The sequence below is a fragment of the Brevundimonas sp. Leaf280 genome, assembly GCF_001422455.1.
Lineage (GTDB): Bacteria > Pseudomonadota > Alphaproteobacteria > Caulobacterales > Caulobacteraceae > Brevundimonas.
Map to the genome: position 1 here is coordinate 675,698 of NZ_LMNC01000001.1, position 16,679 is coordinate 692,376.

The 16,679-nt window shown below is 67.0% G+C and carries 18 protein-coding genes and 2 riboswitches; of the genes, 6 read left to right on the forward strand and 12 right to left on the reverse strand.

What is annotated here, in order from left to right; translation table 11 throughout:
• Window positions 1–8: 8 nt before the first annotated feature.
• The 3 genes from gcvPA to gcvT form a co-directional block, all read right to left on the reverse strand.
• Window positions 9–1,355, reverse strand: a complete 1,347-nt coding sequence (gcvPA, locus tag ASF31_RS03245) for an aminomethyl-transferring glycine dehydrogenase subunit GcvPA (protein ID WP_055753277.1) — start codon at window positions 1,353–1,355, stop codon at window positions 9–11.
• Between the two features lie 62 nt (window positions 1,356–1,417).
• A complete protein-coding gene (gcvH, locus tag ASF31_RS03250) occupies window positions 1,418–1,783 on the reverse strand; it encodes a glycine cleavage system protein GcvH (protein ID WP_055753278.1) in 366 nt (121 codons plus the stop codon).
• Window positions 1,784–1,794: 11 nt separating this feature from the next.
• A complete protein-coding gene (gcvT, locus tag ASF31_RS03255; protein WP_055753279.1) occupies window positions 1,795–2,907 on the reverse strand; it encodes a glycine cleavage system aminomethyltransferase GcvT in 1,113 nt (370 codons plus the stop codon).
• A gap of 55 nt (window positions 2,908–2,962) precedes the next feature.
• A riboswitch (glycine riboswitch) is annotated at window positions 2,963–3,047 on the reverse strand.
• A 3-nt stretch (window positions 3,048–3,050) separates the two neighbouring features.
• Window positions 3,051–3,148, reverse strand: a riboswitch (glycine riboswitch).
• Window positions 3,149–3,253: 105 nt separating this feature from the next.
• On the opposite strand from gcvT, the gene ASF31_RS03260 reads away from it, so the two are divergent.
• The 3 genes from ASF31_RS03260 (at window position 3,254) to pncA (ending at window position 6,008) form a co-directional block, all read left to right on the forward strand.
• Window positions 3,254–4,291 carry an alpha/beta hydrolase gene (locus tag ASF31_RS03260; RefSeq protein WP_055753280.1) on the forward strand — a complete coding sequence of 346 codons (1,038 nt, stop codon included), beginning with the start codon at window positions 3,254–3,256 and terminating at the stop codon, window positions 4,289–4,291.
• 131 nt (window positions 4,292–4,422) lie between these two features.
• Window positions 4,423–5,388, forward strand: a complete 966-nt coding sequence (locus ASF31_RS03265; RefSeq protein ID WP_055753281.1) for a class 1 fructose-bisphosphatase — start codon at window positions 4,423–4,425, stop codon at window positions 5,386–5,388.
• On the forward strand, window positions 5,388–6,008 hold the full coding sequence (gene pncA / locus ASF31_RS03270) for a bifunctional nicotinamidase/pyrazinamidase (RefSeq protein WP_055753282.1): 621 nt from the start codon (window positions 5,388–5,390) through the stop codon (window positions 6,006–6,008). The genes ASF31_RS03265 and pncA overlap by 1 nt, the downstream gene beginning before the upstream one ends.
• Before the next feature lie 6 nt (window positions 6,009–6,014).
• Here pncA and ASF31_RS03275 read toward each other — a convergent pair whose 3' ends face one another.
• The 9 genes from ASF31_RS03275 to xseA all read right to left on the reverse strand — a co-directional run bounded on the left by ASF31_RS03275 (window position 6,015) and on the right by xseA (window position 14,650).
• The gene (locus ASF31_RS03275; protein WP_235551229.1) at window positions 6,015–7,277 is read right to left on the reverse strand and encodes a type VI secretion protein ImpB; all 1,263 of its coding nucleotides are present in this window, start codon (window positions 7,275–7,277) and stop codon (window positions 6,015–6,017) included.
• Window positions 7,278–7,369: 92 nt separating this feature from the next.
• Window positions 7,370–7,690: a hypothetical protein gene (locus tag ASF31_RS03280; RefSeq protein WP_055753284.1), complete on the reverse strand. Its 321-nt coding sequence runs from the start codon at window positions 7,688–7,690 to the stop codon at window positions 7,370–7,372.
• Window positions 7,687–8,694: an adenosine deaminase gene (locus ASF31_RS03285; RefSeq protein WP_055753285.1), complete on the reverse strand. Its 1,008-nt coding sequence runs from the start codon at window positions 8,692–8,694 to the stop codon at window positions 7,687–7,689. Before ASF31_RS03285 ends, ASF31_RS03280 begins: the two co-directional genes overlap by 4 nt.
• A gap of 36 nt (window positions 8,695–8,730) precedes the next feature.
• Window positions 8,731–10,533 (reverse strand): arginine--tRNA ligase, encoded by a 1,803-nt coding sequence (argS, locus tag ASF31_RS03290; protein WP_055753286.1) that lies wholly within the window; start codon window positions 10,531–10,533, stop codon window positions 8,731–8,733.
• A complete protein-coding gene (locus tag ASF31_RS03295) occupies window positions 10,533–11,219 on the reverse strand; it encodes a hypothetical protein (RefSeq protein WP_055753287.1) in 687 nt (228 codons plus the stop codon). Before ASF31_RS03295 ends, argS begins: the two co-directional genes overlap by 1 nt.
• Window positions 11,220–11,327: 108 nt before the next feature.
• Entirely contained in the window at window positions 11,328–11,771 is a 444-nt protein-coding gene (locus ASF31_RS03300; RefSeq protein WP_055753288.1) for a PaaI family thioesterase, read from the reverse strand.
• Between the two features lie 74 nt (window positions 11,772–11,845).
• Entirely contained in the window at window positions 11,846–12,412 is a 567-nt protein-coding gene (locus ASF31_RS03305) for a DUF3035 domain-containing protein (RefSeq protein WP_055753289.1), read from the reverse strand.
• 71 nt (window positions 12,413–12,483) lie between these two features.
• Complete coding sequence (lspA, locus tag ASF31_RS03310; RefSeq protein ID WP_055753290.1) at window positions 12,484–12,990, reverse strand: signal peptidase II; 507 nt, start codon at window positions 12,988–12,990, stop codon at window positions 12,484–12,486.
• 64 nt (window positions 12,991–13,054) lie between these two features.
• Window positions 13,055–14,650 carry an exodeoxyribonuclease VII large subunit gene (gene xseA / locus ASF31_RS03315; protein ID WP_055753291.1) on the reverse strand — a complete coding sequence of 532 codons (1,596 nt, stop codon included), beginning with the start codon at window positions 14,648–14,650 and terminating at the stop codon, window positions 13,055–13,057.
• A gap of 64 nt (window positions 14,651–14,714) precedes the next feature.
• On the opposite strand from xseA, the gene ASF31_RS14605 reads away from it, so the two are divergent.
• The 3 genes from ASF31_RS14605 to purD all read left to right on the forward strand — a co-directional run bounded on the left by ASF31_RS14605 (window position 14,715) and on the right by purD (window position 16,672).
• Window positions 14,715–14,876 carry a hypothetical protein gene (locus ASF31_RS14605; RefSeq protein WP_165115848.1) on the forward strand — a complete coding sequence of 54 codons (162 nt, stop codon included), beginning with the start codon at window positions 14,715–14,717 and terminating at the stop codon, window positions 14,874–14,876.
• 16 nt (window positions 14,877–14,892) lie between these two features.
• Window positions 14,893–15,324, forward strand: coding sequence for a PRC-barrel domain-containing protein (locus ASF31_RS03320; RefSeq protein WP_055753292.1), 432 nt, complete (start codon window positions 14,893–14,895; stop codon window positions 15,322–15,324).
• Between the two features lie 73 nt (window positions 15,325–15,397).
• The gene (gene purD / locus ASF31_RS03325) at window positions 15,398–16,672 is read left to right on the forward strand and encodes a phosphoribosylamine--glycine ligase (RefSeq protein ID WP_055753293.1); all 1,275 of its coding nucleotides are present in this window, start codon (window positions 15,398–15,400) and stop codon (window positions 16,670–16,672) included.
• Window positions 16,673–16,679 lie beyond the last annotated feature (7 nt).

The following is a 16,679-nucleotide window of genomic DNA, read 5'->3' on the forward strand; positions in this document are numbered from 1 at the left end:
GTTATCCCTTACGCGCCGAGGACTTTGGAGAGCGACTTGGCGAGGATCTGGATGTCGGCATCCAGTGTCGTCTCGGTCGCGGCGACCAGCAGGACGTCGTCCATGCCGGCGTCGGGGGCTAGGCGGCTGTAGGGCACGCCCGCCAGGATGTGGTGGCCGGCCAGGGCGTCCACGACCTCGGCCGCGTTCCTGGGCAGGCGCACCGCGAACTCGTTGAAGAAGCGGTCCGTCAGGATTTCGACGCCGGGGATAGCGGCCAGGGCGTCGCGCGTGGCGACGGCCTTTTCGTGGTTCAGCAGGGCCAGTTTGCGCAGCCCCGTCTCGCCCAGCAGGCTCATGTGGATGGTGAAGGCCAGGGTGCACAGACCCGAGTTGGTGCAGATGTTCGACGTCGCCTTGTCGCGGCGAATATGCTGTTCGCGCGTCGACAGGGTCAGGACGAAGCCGCGTTCGCCGTCGGCGTCCACGGTCTCGCCGGTCAGGCGGCCGGGCATCTGGCGGATCAGCTTATCGCGCGTGGCGAACAGGCCGACGTAAGGACCGCCGAAGTTCAGGGCGTTGCCGATCGACTGGCCCTCGGCCGCGACGATGTCGGCGCCCATCTCGCCGGGCGACTTGAGCAGGCCCATGGAAACGGCCTCGGTGACCACGACGATCAGCAGGGCGCCGGCGGCGTGTGCGGCCTCGGCGATCTTGGTCACATCCGTCGCCGTGCCGAAGACGTTCGGGGTCTGGACGACGACGCAGGCCGTGTCGGGACCGATCTGGTCGATCACGGCGGCCTCGGCGTCGAACGCTGGGGCCAGAACCTGGGTCTCGACGCCCACGGCGTGGACCACGGTCTCGGTCGCCTTGACGTAGTGGGGGTGGACGCCGCCCGAGATCACCGCCTCGTTGCGGCGGGTCACGCGGGTCGCCATCAGCACGCCTTCGGCCATGGCGGTCGAGCCGTCATAGAGGCTGGCGTTAGCCACCGGCATGCCGGTCAGGTTCGCGACCTGGGTCTGGAACTCGTACAGATACTGCAGCGTGCCTTGCGCGATTTCCGGCTGGTAGGGGGTGTAGCTGGTCAGGAACTCCGAGCGCTGGATCACGTGATCCACCGTCGCCGGGACGTGGTGCTTGTAGGCGCCTGCGCCGCAGAAGAAGGGCACGGCGCCGGCCGTGGCGTTCTTGGCCGCCATGGCGGACAGGGCGCGCTCCACCTCCAGCTCGCCTGCGACGCGCGGCAGATCGACCGGGCCGTCCAGACGGGCGGCCTGGGGCACGTCCACGAACAGATCATCGATGGATTTCGCGCCGATGGCGGCGAGCATCGCCGTGCGGTCGTCGGGCGTCAGGGGGAGGTAACGCATGGTCGTGTCCTGGGCCAGGAAAGGCCGAAGACCCGCTGACTAATCAGCGGGTCCGATGGGGCTTAGAGGGTGGCGAGGAAGGCGTCGTAGGCGGCCTGGTCCATCAGGGCGTCCAGCTGCGAGGCGTCCGAAACCTTGATCTTGGCGAACCAACCGTCGGCCTCGGCGCCCGAGTTGACGGTTTCCGGGGCGGTCGACAGGGCGTCGTTCGCCTCGACCACCTCGCCCGAGACGGGGGCGTAGACGTCCGACGCCGCCTTCACGCTCTCGACCACGGCGAAACTGTCGCCCTTGGAGACGATCTTGCCGACTTCAGGCACTTCGACGAACACCACGTCGCCCAGGGCGTCGGCGGCGTGTTTGGAGATGCCGACGGTGGCGATGTCGCCGTCCAGGCTGACCCACTCGTGATCCTTGGTGAACTTCATGGTCTGATCTCTCAGGCTTTGGGTTTGCGGTAATAGCGTTGAGCCACGAAGGGCATGGCGACGACTTCGGCGGCGGCGGTCTTGCCCCGCACGATGACCTTCAGCGCCGTGCCCAGGGCGGCATGGGCCGGCGGGACGTAGCCCATGGCGATATTCTTGCCCAAGGTGGGGGAGGGGCCGCCAGAGGTGACCTTGCCGATCACGGCGCCGTCGGCGTCGGCGATCTCGGCGCCCTCACGGGCCGGGGCGCCTTCCTTGATGATCAGACCGACGCGAACGCGGGCGGGGCCGTCGGACAGTTCCTTCAGGATTCTGTCGGCGCCGGCGAAGTCCCCGCGTTCCTTGCGCGACTTGGACAGGGCGAAGGTCAGGGCGCCTTCGACCGGCGAGGTGGTCGGGTCGATGTCGTGGCCGTGCAGCGGCAGACCGGCTTCCAGCCGCAAGCTGTCGCGGGCGCCCAGGCCGATCGGCTTGACGCGAGCGTCTTCCAGGATCGTGTTCCAGATGCGCTCGGCCTGGTCCGCCGGGACCGAAATCTCATAGCCGTCTTCGCCGGTGTAGCCCGAGCGAGACACATAGCAATCAGCGCCGAACAGCATCAGGCGGGCGCATTCCATGAAGCCCATTTCGGCCACGATCGGCTCGTGCGCGGCCATGACCTCGGCGGCTTCCGGCCCCTGGATGGCGATCAGCGCGCGGTCAAGCACCGTCAACTTGGCGTCGCCTTCGAGGTTCGCTTCCCAGAAGGCGAAGTCCTCGTCCTTGTTGCCGGCGTTGACGACGACGAACAGGCCGTCGTGATCCGGGCGGCCGGCCATCAGGTCGTCGATGATCCCGCCGTCCTTGTTGAGCAGCAGCGAATATTTCTGTTTGCCGGCCTTCAGGATCGCGTAGTCGCCGGGCACGAAACGCTCGAACTGAGCGGTCGCGTCCTCGCCGGTGATCTTGCACTGGCCCATGTGGGAGACGTCGAACAGACCGGCGTGTTCCCGCGTCCAGCGATGCTCGGCCAGAACGCCTTCATACTGGACCGGCATGTCATAGCCGCCGAAGCCCACCATACGGGCCCCCAGCGCGCGGTGCGCGGCGTTCAGGGGCGTGGTCTTCAGGGTCTGATCGGTCATGGTTCAGGCTTTCACGGTCGCGTGTTGTGGCGGAGCTCCGCCGTCCTCGCGCCCCCGCTGTCCTGAAGCCTGAGAGATTCCGGCGACCAAATCATGTCGCCTTGCTCCGTCGGCGCGCCCGAATGGGCGACTTTCCAGCGTCCGTGTGCTTCGCGGTCCGTTTGCCTGAGCGTTTCCGGGGCGGTTGCGCCTTCGGCGTCGAACCCTGTTTCCAGCGCCCGATCTCTCCCGCGAGAGCCTGCGACCTAAGGCATCGACTCAAGCGCCAAGTCAAGCGGGCCGGGAACAAGGATGCGTGCGGCGGGTTGTCGTTCCGAACCCCGAAACCAAACCCAGGAATGCGAAAATGTCCATTATAGACAAGCTGTTCGGCGACAACGACAAGCCGCGCGATACGCCCGCCAAGGCCGATGGCCCAATGCAGAAGGTGCTGGACGAACTCGCGTCCCTCGGCGGCAAGCCCATCGAGACCCTGTCGCCAGAGGAGGCCCGCCAGCAACCGACGCCGACCGATGCGGTGAAATCGTTGTTGCGCAAGGACGGCAAGGACCCCACCGACGACATGGGCGTCAAGACCAGCGACATCACCATCCCCGGCGCCGCCGGCCCCATCCAGGCGCGCATCTACAAGCCGCACGACCATTCCGAAGACAAGCTGCACCCGGTCGTCGTCTATTTCCACGGCGGCGGCTTCGTGATCGCGGATCTGGACGTCTATGACGGCGGCCCGCGCGGCGTGTCCAAGATGGCCGATGTGATCGTAGTCTCGGTCCATTATCGCCAGGCCCCGGAACATCATTTCCCTGCCGCCCACGACGACGCACTGGCGGCTTACCGCTGGGTTCTGGAGAATGCGCAGACCTTCCGCGGCGACCCGCAGAAGGTGGCGGTCATGGGCGAAAGCGCAGGCGGCAACCTGGCCATCGGCGTGTCGATGATGGCGCGCGACGCCGGCCTACCGGCCCCCAAACATCAGGTGCTGGTCTATCCGGTCTCCGGCGTGGACATGGACAATGAGTCCTACGTCGAGAACGCCGACGCCAAGCCGCTGAACAAACCGATGATGAAGTGGTTCGTGAAGCACATCTTCGCCAACGAGGCCGATGCTCAGGACCCGCGCATCAATATCGTCGAGAAGGCGAACCTGTCGGGCCTGCCCTCGACGACGGTGATCTGCGCCGAGATCGATCCGCTGCGCACCGAGGGCGAGCTGCTGGCCGAGAAGCTGGAGCAGGCGGGCGTCGACGTGCGTCACAAGACCTTCCACGGCTCGACACACGAGTTCTTCGGCATGGCGGCGGTCGTGCCGGATGCCACGGCGGCCCAGACCTTCGCCGCGCACGAACTGAAGCGGGCGTTCGGTACGGCGATCCTGCCGATCTGATCGACAACGCCGATGAATACGGAAGCGCCCCGGTTTCGCCGGGGCGTTTTCGTTGTCGCATCGCCCTGCCGCCTTGCCCTGGGGCTAGTCCCCCGCCAAAACGGCGCAACGCCCAGAACCGGACCGACCGCATGACCCGCACACGCCTTGACGCCCATATCGCCGCCCTGGATGCGCCTGAGGGGCTGAAGACGGTTCTGACCGTGGTCGCCGCCACCTGCGCGGACATCAGCAAGGTGGTCGCGGGCGGCGCCCTGGCCGGAGCGTTGGGCGCATCGGGTCAGATCAACGTGCAGGACGAGGAGCAGAAGAAGCTCGACGTCATGACCAACGACATGCTGACCGAGGCCCTGCTGGCCAGCCCGGCCGTCGCCGGCGTCGCGTCGGAAGAGATGGACGAGGTCCAGCCGGCCTCCAATCCGGCCGGCGACTATCTGGTTCTGTTCGACCCACTGGACGGCTCGTCCAACATCGACATCAACGCGCCCGTCGGCACCATCGTCTCGGTGCTGAAGTCCACCACCGCGACGCCGACCGAGGCCGATTTCATGCAGCCCGGCCGCCATCAGGTCGCCGCCCTCTACGCCGTCTATGGACCGCAAACCATGCTGGTGCTGACGACCGGCGCGGGCGTGAAGGGGTTCACCCTGTCGAACGACGGCGACTGGATCCTGACCCACGACGACATCGCCATTTCTCCAGACACCAAGGAGTTCGCCATCAACATGTCGAACCTGCGCCACTGGGCCGAGCCGGTGCAGACCTATGTCGGCGATCTGCTGAAGGGCGAGGAGGGGCCTCGGGCCAAGAACTTCAACATGCGCTGGGTCGCGGCCATGGTGGCGGATGTTCACCGCATCCTGATGCGCGGCGGGGTCTTCCTCTATCCTTGGGATCGGCGCGAGCCGAACAAGCCGGGCAAATTGCGGCTGATGTACGAAGGCAATCCGATGGCGTTCCTGGTCGAGCAAGCGGGCGGCAAGGCGACGACGGATGGTCGTCAGGCCATTCTGGACGTGCAGCCCGAGCATCTGCACCAGCGCATCCCCGTCGCGCTCGGCTCGGCCAACGAGATCGACGCCTACGCAGGCGTCTGATGAGCGCCGCCCTTCTGGTCATCGATCCGCAGAACGACTTCTGCGAAGGCGGCCGTCTGGCGGTGGCGGGCGGCGCGGGGATCATGCCGCTGATAAACCGGCTGGCGGCTCGGTTCGACCGGGTGATCGTGACCCAGGACTGGCATACGCCGGACCAGATTTCTTTCGCCTCCAACCACCCCGGCGCGGCGCCCTTCACCGAGATCGAGGTCGCCTACGGTCGCCAGATGCTTTGGCCGGATCATTGTCTTCAGGGCACGCCTGGCGCCGACTTTCATCCCGATGCAGCGCCGACGGTGGACAAGGCCATGGCCGTGATCCGCAAGGGTTACAATCCGGCGGTCGACAGCTATTCCGGCTTCTTCGAGAACGATCACCGCACCCCGACGGGCCTAGGCGGCCTGCTTCGCGAACTGGGCGTGAAGCGCGTTTTCCTATGCGGTCTGGCCTTCGACTACTGCGTCCGTTTCACGGCCGAGGACGCGATTCGCGAGGGGTTTGAAGCCGTGGTGATCACTGACGCCAGCCGGGCCATCGCGCCGCAGACCGAGGTGGCGGCCCAAGACAGTTTCCGGGCCTTGGGCGTCGCGGAGATCGCGGCGGCGTCCCTGCTGAGCTAGCCTGGTTCACTCCCAAAAATCCTCGGCCTCGGGGATGCGGGTGAAGGCTATCTTGGCGCCGATATAGTCGGGCAGGCCGGCCTTGGGGCCGATGCTGACGGTGTCCTTGCCATAGCGGCGGTTCAGCGCATCCAGCGCCTGGGACAGGCGAAGAGACGGAGCCTCGCCATCCTGATCCGGGCCGGCGGCGAATAGGTCGGTCTCAAAAGCGTCGCGGGATTTCAGGCCGTCCACCCCGACCCCGACATAGCTCAGGCGTCCCGCCTCCAGCTCCGGCTCGACCTTGCGCCACAGACTATCGAGCGCGGCCAGAAGGGCGAAGGTGTCCTGCGTCGGCGCGATGGGACAACTCATCGCCGCCGTTTCCCAGCCACGTCGGCCGCTTCGGGGCGTCGCCTTCGGCCCCATGTCCAGATGCAGGGTCAGGCTGGCGCCGGTCAGGCCCATGCGCCGCAGACGCGCCCCGCACTTGACCACCAGCCGCCGCGCAACGGCCCGCGCCTTGTCCGGGGTCCGCATGGCCTGGGCCAGGACGTGGCTGTGGCTGATCGAGGCGGGCGGTCTTTCCGGGGTCGGCTCGCTGTCCAGACCGTGCAGGCCGCGCCAGATGCGTTCGCCCTCGATGCTGTTCCAGACTGCCCGAGCCTGTTTCGCGCTCATGTTCCAAAGGCCGGCCGTGTCGGTGACGCCCGCCGCCTGCAACCGGATCTGCATACGCGAGCCGATGCCTGGATATTTCGACAGCGGCAGGTCCAGCAAGGGACCGGGCAGCTCGTTGGCGCGCAGCACCGTCAGCCCGGCGGGCTTCTGCATGCCGCAGGCGGTCTTGGCCAGGAACCGCGACGGCGCCAGCCCGACGGACGACCGCAGACAGTCGCCGACGTTTTGCAGGATGCCCGCCTGAATGCGTCGGGCCAGGGCGACGGCGTTCGCCTCTAGCCGTTCTGGACCGAGCAGTTCGCACGAGCATTCGTCGATCGAACCGACCTTCCACACCGGAACATGGCGATCGATCTCGGCCATGATCTGCTGATGGATTTTAACGTAGAGGTCGGGGCGCGCCTCGGCGACGATAAGCTCGGGGCACAGTTTGCGCGCCTCGGACACCCGCATCCCGGTATGAACGCCCCAGGCCTTGCTCTCATAGCTGGCGGCGATGGCGCCGGTGTATTCGCTCTCAGCCGGCCGCACGATGACCGGCTTGCCCCGCCAGTCCGGGTTCATCTGCTGTTCGACGCTGGCGAAGAAGGCGTTCAGATCAACGAACAACCAACGGAGGTTCGCCTCGTCTTCCACCGGTGATCCTGTCCGCGCCATCGGCGGAACATATCAGGAACACGAAGTGAGCTAAAGGGCGTCGATCACCAGATGACCAGGCTTATGACGAATGCAGCGAGGAGGGCGGCGGCCAGAACAAAAGCCACCCGCGCGACTTTGACGCAAAGCGTTATGAAGCGGCTCTTATAGTGACGGTGTGCGTCGGAAAAGATCGTCCTGAACGACGGCCCTATGCCGAAGTAAAAGACATTTTTCGAGAAGTCGTAGAAATCCGGGGTCTTCCGGGGAACGAGCCCGTTTCGCCTTCTGTGGTCGGCCGCGAAATGCGCGCCCATGCTGCTGACCATGCCTGTCGCCAAACTGAACCAGCCAGCGATGGCCAGAACGGCTTGAGCGGTATTCATCGCTTCGCGTAGGCATCAACCTCAGCCAGGTAGGCCGCCTTCTCCGGCTCGCCCAGGAATGACCCTTCGAAGCTGTTCTTCGCCAGTTGCGTCACCTGATCGCGTGTCAGGCCGACGGCCTCAGCCAAACGGCTGTAGTTGTCGTTCACATATCCCCCGAAATAGGACGGGTCGTCCGAGTTCAGGGTGACGTGCAGGCCCCGCCGCAGCATCTCGGGGACGGGATGGTCCTTCAGGTCATCGACCACGCACAGTTTCAGGTTCGACAGAGGGCAGACGGTCAGGGTCATCTGCTCGGCGACCAGCCGCCGGACCAGGGCCTCGTCCTCCATCGAGCGATTGCCGTGGTCCATCCGGTCGATGTTCAGCAGGTCCAGCGCCTCGTGCACATAGGCGGGCGGGCCCTCCTCGCCCGCGTGGGCGCACAGTTTCAGGCCCAGCTCACGCGCGGCGGCGAAGACGCGCTGGAACTTGGACGGCGGATGGCCGACCTCCGACGAATCCAGCCCCACGCCGATGAAATGGTGCAGATAGGGTTTGGCCGCCTCCAGCGTCGCGAACGCTTCCTCCTCGGTCAGGTGGCGCAGGAAGCTGAGGATCAGGCCGCTGGAGACGCCCAACGCCGCCCTGGCCCGGTCCATGCCCGAAATTAGCCCCTCGACCACCACGCCGAACGGCACGCCCCGGTCGGTATGGGTCTGGGGATCGAAGAAGATTTCGGCGTGGCGCACATTGTCCGCCGCCGCGCGCTGGAAATAGGCGAAGGCCAGATCCTCGAAATCCTGCCGCGTCAGCAGGACGGCGGCCCCCGCATAATAGATGTCCAGAAAGTCCTGCAGGTTCGAGAAATCATAGGCCGCCCGCACCGCCTCGACGCTGTCGTAAGGTATGGACACGCCGTTCCGCTGCGCCAGCTCAAACATCAGCTCGGGCTCCAGCGAGCCCTCGATATGCAGGTGCAGTTCGGCCTTGGGCAGGCCGGCGATATAGGCGTCGAGCGACATGGGCGATCTCCGGGAGGATGTCGCCCCGTCTATACCCTACATCCGCTCCGGCGTGTCGATGCCCAGTAGATTCAACGCGATTTCCAGCTGGCGCAAAGCTGCGGCGGACAGGGCCAGGCGCGAGCGCTTGGTCGCTTCGTCCGGCGCGATCAGCACGGGGCAGGCGGCGTAGAACTTCGAGAAGGACTGGGCTACGCGATAGGCGTGTTCTGCCACCAGATGCGGCATCCGCTTGTCGTAGGCGTCCGACACGGCGGTCGAGAAGGCGTCCAGCGTCAGGGCCAGATCGCGCTCCGCCGGTTCGGCGATGACGATGGCGCCGGGCGTCAGTCCCTGTTCGGCGCCCTTGCGCAGCAGGGATTTGATGCGGACGGACTGGTACAGCAGATAGGGGCCGGTCTTGCCTTCGAAGCTCATGAACCGGTCCAGGTCGAAGACGTAGCTGGTGGTGCGCGCGTTCGACAGGTCGGCGAACTTCAGGGCCGCGATGGCCACCTTGTGCGCGATGGCCTCGAACTCTTCCGGCGACAGGTCGTCGCCCAGCTTGGCCTCGTGAAGACGCTCGCGCGCCTTTTCGGTCGCCTGATCGATCAGGTCGCGCAGTTTCAGCACGCCGCCCGCGCGGGTCTTGAAAGGCTTGCCGTCCTGTCCGTTCATGGTCCCGAAGCCGAGATGCTCCAGCGCGCCCTCTTCGGCGTAACCGGCTAAATAGGCGGCGCGGAAGACCTGTTCGAAATGCTCGGCCTGGCGTTCGTCGACGACGTAGAGGGCCAGGTCGGGCGACAGAGCCTTCTTGCGGTCGAGGATGGTGGCCAGGTCGGTCGTGCCGTACATGGCCGAGCCTTCCGAGCTGATGACCAGCAGGGGCGGGGGCGAGGGTGCCTCAATCACCGAGCCGTCGGCCAGCTTCTTCTTGCGCGTCTCGCCGGGCTTGGCGACGTGAACCACCTGGGCGCCGTCGTCCTCGACCAGCAGGCCGGTCTCTTTCAGGTGCGCCAGCATTTCCGGCATTTGCGGATCGGCGTCGCTTTCGCCGTTCCACAGGTCGAAATCGACCGACAGGTCGCCGTATTCGCGCTTCAGCGCCTCGCGGCTGACCGCCACGAAATGCTGCCAGAGCGCGCGATAGCCGGGACGTCCGTTCTGGAGTTCAGCCGTCGCCTTGCGGGCGCGATCGCGGAACGCCGGCTCTTCCTTGGCCTTGCCGGCGGCTTGGGGATAAAGGCGGTCCAGGTCGGCCAGGGTGACCGGGCTTTCGGCCGGGAAGGGGCCGTCGCCTTCGGCCATGAAGTCATTCGCCAGGCCCTCGTGGCCGCACGCGACGATCAGCAGGCCCATCTGGAAGCCCCAGTCGCCGAAGTGGGCGTCGCCGGTGACGTGGTCGCCGCGGAAGCGGAACAACCGCTTCAGGCTCTCGCCGATGATGGCGCTGCGCAAATGGCCGACGTGCATCGGCTTGGCGACGTTGGGACCGCCGTAGTCGATGACTACCTGGCGCGGTTCGGCCACGGTCGCGGCGCCCGCGTGGGCGGCGTCGTTCGCCACCTCGGTCGCGCGTTCGGCCAATAGCGCGTCGGAGAGCTTCAGATTGATGAAGCCCGGTCCCGCGACTTCGACCGAGGCGAAGCGGGCATCCGCGCTCAGGCGCTCGGCGATCTTGCCGGCCAGTTCGCGCGGATTGGCCTTCAACGCCTTGGCGGCGGCGAGCGCGCCATTGGACTGGAAATCGGCCAGGTCGGGGCGGTCCGACGTGGTGACGCGGGCCAGGGCCGCATCCACGCCTTCGGCGGCGAAGGCGGCGGCGACCGCTTCGCTGAGGACGGTCTTCAGATCAGACATTATTGGCTCGGCGCGGAGGCAGGCGTGGGGGCGGCCGGTGTCGTGCCGGCGTTGACGCGGAAGCGGCTGCCCGAGCGGTTGAATTCGGCCATTTCCGGCGTCACGTCGAAACCGACCAGAATTTCGAAGTTGCTGCCGCTGGTTTCGATACCGGCGCGCGGAATGACGATGGTGCGCTTTTCAGTGACCGAGGCGGTGCGCTGGCCCTCGAAGTTCACCGGCAGATCGAAATATTCCTTGGACAGGATGGCGTTGTTCCGCTCGGTCACCGCGATCCAATAGCGGTAGGTGCGCTGCTCGCCCGTCGCCTGCGGGCCGCGCCCCAGGTTGAACAGCACGTCCATGTCGACGCGAATCGGATCGGCTTCGCGATATTCGCAGTCCGAAGCGACGCCTTCGATCTCGCCGGTATAGCCGACGTTGGCCACGGCGGCGCGACCGCCTTCCAGTTCGACGTAGCGGGCGGCGTCGTAGAGAATCTTCACATAGGGGCAGGGGCCGGCGTTGGCGCGGCGACGCAAGGGGGCGATGCGCGGCGCACGGGCAGGCGCGGCGTCTTCACCCGAGGCCTGCTGCTGTTGCCCGTCGCGCTCGCGTTGACGCTGGGAGGTCTGGGCCTCGGCGGCGACGGGCAGGACGGAGGCCGCGATGGAGAGGGCGGCCAGGGCGGTGAACACGCGACGCATCAGCTTATTTTTCCGACAGCGAGAGAGGGCGCACGACGATCGGCGGCCGATCATCAACGCTCGCCGCTGATAGCGGCTAAAGCGAGGCGCGGCAAACGCTTGCTGCCCTCAGCGCTCCATCACCAGGCAAGTCGAGGTCGCGGTTGCATAAAGCTTGCCGTCCAGGCCGCGCAGATCGGCCTCCGAGAAGGCCGCCCGGCGACCGGCCTGAACGATCCGGCCCTCGGCCCGAACCGGCGTGCCGGCCGTCAGCGCCTTATGGAAAACCGTTTTCAGTTCCAGCGTCGTATAAGTCTGGCCCGGCCGAAGCGTCGAATGGACAACGCAGCCGCAGGCCGAGTCGAGCACCGTCGCGATCCAACCGCCATGGACGGTGCCCAGCGGATTATAGACGGCGGTGGTGGGGATGGCCTCGAACACCACCCGGCCTTCTTCCACTTCGGTCAGTTCGAAGCCGACTGTGCGAGCGATGGGCGCGATGAAGCCGCCCGTCATGCCCAGACGCAGTTGGTCGATCCCGGACAGGGCGGCGATATCCACGTTTTGGCTCATGCAAACGGCTCCTTATCAGGTCCGTTTACAATAAGGACGGACGCTGCCGTGGCAAGCGCCCGTCGTATCGGTCCTTACAGGCCCGGCAGTTTGAAGCCGCTGCTGCGACGCGGCTGGATCGTGATGGCCTGCTGGCCGCCGGTCAGGGCCTGAAGGCGGGCCGCCTCGGTCGTGGCGTCGATGGTCTTCTGGCCTTCGGCGGTCTGGCGAACCGTCGGGGCCTGGGTCGAGGCGTCGTCCTTGCGCCAGAACATCAGGCGGTTGGCGAAGCTTTCGTCCTTGTGCGCCAGGTCGCCGAACTCGTCGTCGACGACGTAGCGGGCCAGGGGATCGGCCTGTTCGCCGCCGGCCTGGGCCACCAGAACCTGCTCGCCCGGCGTGCGGGTGACGGCCTGGCGCTGACCCAGCAGGATCTGACGCGCGGCGCTTTCGGGGGCCAGTTCCTGCGGGCGAGGCTGGCCCGGTGCGGGCGGACGCAGGCCGTACTCGGGCGGAATGCTGAGCGGGGCGGTGGAGACGGTGACGAACTCGTCCGGCACGACCTTGGTCAGGCCGATGCCCTGTTTGATGCTTCCGCAGGCCGAGACGGCGAGCGCGGAGGAGGCGACGAGGGTCAGGACGGCGACACTGCGGATACGCATGGTTTCAGGCTCTGGTCGGCTGATGCAGGAAGCGCCGCGATGGCGCAGTCGGCATAGTGAAGACGGGGTGATTACGACTTTTCGGGGGCCGCGCCAACCTTCACAGGCTTGTCGGACACCAGACTGTCGATGATCAGCAGCACGACGCCGATGGTGATGGCGCTGTCGGCGATGTTGAACACCCAGGGAAAGACGCCGGTGCCCGAGAAGTCGATGAAGTCGACCACATAGCCGAAGCGGATCCGGTCGATCACATTGCCCAGGGCGCCGCCCATAACGAAGCCGATGGCGGTGATCAGCAGGCGACGGTTCGATTGGGTCGCCCACCAGGCCAGGCCTGCCGAGACGACGATGGAGAAGATGGCCAAGCCCCAGCGCGCTTCGCCGCCGCCGAACAGGCCGAAGCTGACGCCGGTGTTCTCGACCCAGCTGAAGTTCAGGATCGGCGGGAAGACGGGGATGCGGCCGACCTCCTGCAGCGACAGGCCGCTGATGATCCAGGCCTTGGTCAGCTGATCCAGGACGATGATCAGGAGGGCGAACACATAGGCGGTGACGGCGAGGCGCGTGATCTTCATGCGGCGCCGTTAGCAGGAAGCGGCGCCGGGGCGAAGCGGAAAACGCGGATCATATCCGCCGGCGTCAGAACAGGCTGCCCTGATCGGCGGCGGTCGGCTTCGGCTTGGCCGCCGGCCGCAGCGGGGACGGACGGGATTCGCCGCCGTCGATCGTCGCGGGCTGAACGCCGTCGCCGAACACCAGTCGGACCGATTGACCCGCCTCCAGCGCCTTGGCCGAGGTGATCCAGGCGCCGTCTGAATCTTCAACGCGGGCGAAGCCGGGCTTGGGCCGTCCGGGGTCCAGGGTCGTCAGCGCGCGAGACAGCGCCGCCAGGCGATCGGCTTCGCGCTCCAGCCGACGGGGCATGACCCCGTCCAGTCGCGCGCCGACGGCTTCAAGCCGCGCCTGACGCTGGTCCAGCCGTCGATGCAGCGGTTCGGGCGACAGCCGCCCAGAGACCTGCAACAGCCGCCGCTCGCCGCGCGCCACTCCGGCCTGAAGCGCCGCGCCCAGCCGATCGCTCGCGCCGCGCAGCCGGTCCTGACCTCGCTCGATCCGGGTGCGCAGCAGGCCCGGGCTCAGCTTGCCGCCCGTCACCGCCAGATGCCGCTCGTGCAGGGCGACATTGCGTTGCAGGCCCGATCCCAGCCGGCTCGACACATGGTCCAGCCGTTGCTGCGCCAGGGCCAGCAGATCCTCCGGCCGCGCCGGCAGGCCGCGCGCCACGGCCCGCAGGCGCGTGCGTCGATCCTCGATCAGCCGTCCGCCCGCCTGCACCATGCGCCGGTCCATGTCGGCGACGGTATAGCGCAGGTCCGCCAGCACCGGCGTCGCCATTTCGGCCGCGCCCGTCGGGGTCGGCGCCCGGCGATCCGACACGAAGTCGATCAGGGTCGTATCCGTCTCGTGCCCCACGGCCGAGATGATGGGAATGCGCGCCGCCGCCACGGTCCGCGCCAGACCTTCGTCGTTGAAGCACCACAGGTCCTCGACCGACCCGCCGCCGCGCGCGACGATCAGCAGGTCGGGGCGGGGGATCGGCCCGTCGGCGGTCATCGCATCAAAGCCGCGAATGGCGTTCGACACCTGACCGCAGGCCGATTCGCCCTGAACGACCACGGGCCAGACGATGACACGACAGGGCCAGCGTTCGGCAATCCGGTGCAGCACGTCGCGAATCACCGCGCCGGTCGGGCTGGTGATCACGCCGATGGTCGCGGGAAAGGCGGGCAGGGGCTTCTTGCGCCCCGGCTCGAACAGCCCTTCCTCACGCAAGCGGACCTTCAGCCGTTCCAACTGGGCCAGCAGGGCGCCCGCCCCGGCCGCTTCCATGCTCTCGATTACGATCTGATAGGACGACCGCGCCGGATAGGAGGTGATCTTGCCGGTGACGATGACCTCCAGCCCCGCCTCGGGCTGGACGCCGAGGCCGCGCACCGACCCCTTCCACACCACGCCGTCGATGGCCGACTTGTCGTCCTTCAGTGTCAGATAGATGTGGCCCGAGGCGTGGCGATTGACCTTGGAGACCTCGCCGCGCAGCCGCACGTGGCCGAACCGGTCTTCCAGCGTACGCTTCAGTGCGAACGACAGCTCCGAGATCGACAGGGGCGGATTGTTGTCGCGCGGGGCAGGGACCTCGGCCGGACCTTCGAATACGTAGGAGTCGTCGCTCATGGAAGCATCCTAGCCTGCGTCGATCCGCCCGGGAACGCCGCGCGCGCCCTGTCGTTCGACTTTCATGGCCGCCGACCCGCCCGGAACCGATCCTTCTGACCGTGACCCGCACGAGCGCGATCTGTCGCGCCGCGCCGGGGGCGGCGGCGCCATGAGCCCGTGGCTGATCATCGGCTGCATCATTCTGCTGGGCCTGGGCGTCTATGTCGTCTCGGCCCTGCTCTAACACCCAAGGAGGCCGTATGAACCGCTTCGTCCCGCTCGCCGCCATTCTTTGCCTGACTGGCGGCGTCGTCGCCTGCTCGGATCGCGACGACGATGTGGTCCAGGCCCCAGCGCCGGGCGCGGCGCCCGTGGCCTTGCCGGATCAACAGGCGGATGCCGCCGCCTCGAACGCCGCCTTGGCCTTCAACATGACCCGCGATCAGCTGGAGGATGCAGACCTGTATTCGCGCGCCAACGTCGATCTGGGCGATGTCGAAACCCTGGTGCTGGACGCTTCGGGCGCCCTGACCCATCTGGTGATCGAGCTGGAAGGGCCTGGCGACATGAAGGTGTTGGTTCCGGTCGCGGACGTGTCTCCGATCGACCGCAACGGCGACCGGGATCTGGTCACCGATATGACGCCCGGTCAGCTTCAGGCCCTGCCGGCCTGGACCTCGCCAGCGCGCTGATTGGAGGCTGAATGCGGCGTTAAGTCTGACGGGCGCTTGACCGGCCGGCGCCGGCCGGTCATTGCCCGATCTCATGAACATTCTTCTCGTCGGATCGGGCGGCCGCGAACACGCCCTGGCCTGGAAGATCGCCCAGTCGCCGCTGGTCACGCGCCTGGTCGCGGCGCCCGGCAACCCTGGCATCGAGAAGCTGTGCGAGCTGCGCGCCGTCAAGGCGGACGACGCCGACGGCTTGGCCGCCCTGGCCAGAGAGATCAAGGCCGATCTGGTCGTTGTGGGCCCAGAGGTAGCGCTGGCCGCTGGTCTCGCCGACCGTCTGGCTTCGGCCGGCATTCCCTGCTTCGGGCCGACCGCCAAGGCGGCGCAGCTGGAAACCTCGAAGGCCTTTTCGAAGGGCTTCCTTGAACGGCACGAAATCCCCACCGCCGGCTACGGCGTCTACGACACGGTCAAGGACGCCAAGGCGGCGCTGGACGTGTTCCGGCCGCCCTATGTCATCAAGGCTGACGGCCTGGCCGCCGGCAAGGGCGTGGCGATCAGCCCGGATCGCCCCGACGCCGAGGCCGAGATCGAGCGCATGCTGGGCGGTCGGTTCGGCGCGGCCGGCGCCCGTGTCGTGATCGAGGAGTTCATGGACGGCGAGGAAGGCTCGCTGTTCGCCCTGTGCGACGGTCAACGCGCCCTGCTGTTCGGCGGCGCCCAGGACCACAAGCGCGCCTTCGACGGCGACCTTGGTCCCAACACCGGCGGCATGGGCGCCTACTCGCCCGCGCCCGTCTTCACGCCCGAGCTGGTGCAGCAGGCCGATGCGCTGATCGTCCAGCCGACGATCCGCAAGATGGCGGAGGAAGGCGCGCCCTATCGCGGCGTCCTCTACGCCGGTCTGATGGCGACCGAAGACGGCCCCAAGGTGGTCGAGTTCAACGCTCGCTTCGGCGACCCGGAATGCCAGGTGCTGATGATGCGGATGGCGGGTGACATCGTGCCCTATCTGCTGGGCTGCGCGCGCGGCGACGTTTCGGGCCTGGCTTCGCCCGCCTTCAAGCCGCAGACGGTGATCTGTGTGGTCATGGCCGCCAAGGGCTATCCCGACAGCCCGCTGGAAGGCTCGATCATCCGTGGCGCCGATCAGGACTTCGGCCCTCATGTCCAGGTCTTCCACGCCGGAACCAAGCGCCGCGACGACGGCTTGCTGGCCGCCTCGGGCGGGCGCGTCCTGAACGTCTGCGCCGAGGGCAACGACATCGCTCAGGCCCGCGAACGCGCCTATGCCGCCATCCGCAAGATCGACTGGCCCGGTGGCTTCAACCGCTCCGACATCGGCTGGCGCGCGCTGGACCGGGGTTGAAGCCAAA